Source organism: Microbacterium barkeri (assembly GCF_027921765.1).
GTDB classification, from domain to species: domain Bacteria; phylum Actinomycetota; class Actinomycetes; order Actinomycetales; family Microbacteriaceae; genus Microbacterium; species Microbacterium barkeri.
Genome location: NZ_BSEJ01000028.1, coordinates 1 through 1683, shown reverse-complemented (window position 1 = coordinate 1683; position 1683 = coordinate 1). Strand labels below are relative to the sequence as shown.

Genomic DNA, 1683 nt, shown 5'->3' with positions numbered 1-1683 from the left:
ATTGCATCACTACTGTTTTTGATGCCAAACCCTTTGGCTGGCTTCTGATTGTGTTTTCATTAACCATGATGTTCTTTATTATCAGAGGTATGATTAAACGTTAGATTGCCTTTAGTGTGTAGTTAAATCATCATCATAACAGCGTTAATCTGAAACTGATATTGCCGGAGGGGATCATCATGACGGGAAGAGGCATTAACACAGTACGTATCGGCGATGAAGTGAAGCACATCACCGAGCTCGATGCACTAAGGAAGGTGCGAATAAGCAGGTCATTTCTTCCCAAGCTGACTCGCTGATTAAAATTTCGCGGATCTGGGCCGATTTTTTTCCCGCAAACACATCGAATCAGCCTATTTAGGCTATTTTTTCCACCATTTCTGGCGTTATTTCCGGTTTTTACTGAGATCTCTCCCACTGACGTATCATTTGGTCCACCCGAAACAGGTTGGCCAGGGTGAATAACATCGCCAGTTGGTTATCGTTTTTCAGCAGCCCTTTGTATCTGGCTTTCACGAAGCCGAACTGCCGCTTGATGATGCGAAACGGGTGCTCCACCCTGGCACGGATGCTGGCTTTCATGTATTCGATGTTGATGGCCGTTTTGTTCTTGCGCGGATGCTGCTTCAAGGTTTTTACCTTGCCGGGACGCTCGGCGATCAGCCAGTCCACATCCACCTCGGCCAGCTCCTCGCGCTGTGGCGCTCCTTGGTAGCCGGCATCGGCTGAGACAAATTGCTCCTCTCCATGAAGCAGATTACCCAGCTGATTGAGGTCATGCTCGTTGGCCGCGGTGGTGACTAGGCTGTGGGTCAGGCCACTCTTGGCATCGACACCAATGTGGGCCTTCATGCCAAAGTGCCACTGATTGCCTTTCTTGGTCTGATGCATCTCCGGATCGCGTTGCTGCTCTTTGTTCTTGGTAGAGCTGGGTGCCTCAATGATGGTGGCATCCACCAAAGTGCCTTGGGTCATCATGACGCCTGCTTCGGCCAGCCAGCGATTGATGGTCTTGAACAATTGACGGGCCAGTTGATGCTGCTCGAGCAGGTGGCGGAAATTCATGATGGTGGTGCGATCCGGCAGGGCGCTATCCAGGGATAATCGGGCAAACAGGCGCATGGAGGCGATTTCGTACAGGGCATCTTCCATGGCACCGTCGCTCAGGTTGTACCAATGCTGCATGCAGTGAATACGCAGCATGGTCTCCAGCGGATAGGGCCGTCGGCCATTGCCCGCCTTGGGATAAAACGGCTCGATGACTTCCACCATGTTTTGCCATGGCAGAATCTGCTCCATGCGGGAGAGGAAAATCTCTTTTCGGGTCTGACGGCGCTTAGTGCTGAATTCACTATCGGCGAAGGTGAGTTGATGGCTCATGATGTCCCTCTGGGATGCGCTCCGGATGAATAGGATGATCTCATATCAGGAACTTGTTCGCACCTTCCATCAGTGACGATGATCTGGTCAGTGCGCCATCGTGGCCCGATATTGCGCAGCAGCTGCAGCACCATATCGGCCGGCGCCCGCTGGTTATTTTCAATGCTGAGTTTGATACGCGCATTCTGAAGCAGACAGCGGCAGCGCATAACGACCGTGCCAGCTGGCTGGACTCTCTGACGGTGTACTGCGCCAAGCGACTTGCAGCGGGGTATTACGGCCCCACCAATCGCTACGGTACCA

General features: G+C 52.4%; 2 protein-coding genes. One reads left to right on the top strand and one right to left on the bottom strand.

Features of this window, described 5'->3' with window-relative positions; genetic code table 11:
* Positions 1-399: 399 nt before the first annotated feature.
* Entirely contained in the window at positions 400-1380 is a 981-nt protein-coding gene (locus PKE79_RS16410; RefSeq protein WP_000019473.1) for an IS5-like element ISKpn26 family transposase, read from the bottom strand.
* 53 nt (positions 1381-1433) lie between these two features.
* Here PKE79_RS16410 and PKE79_RS16405 point away from each other — a divergent pair.
* Positions 1434-1683: 3'-5' exonuclease (locus PKE79_RS16405; protein ID WP_309299980.1), on the top strand; the 250-nt coding region annotated here is incomplete at its 3' end.

Bases quoted from the DNA above. Each gene is read 5' to 3' on its own strand.
- PKE79_RS16410 (WP_000019473.1), bottom strand. From the start codon at position 1,380: ATGAGCCATCAACTCACCTTCGCCGATAGTGAATTCAGCACTAAGCGC.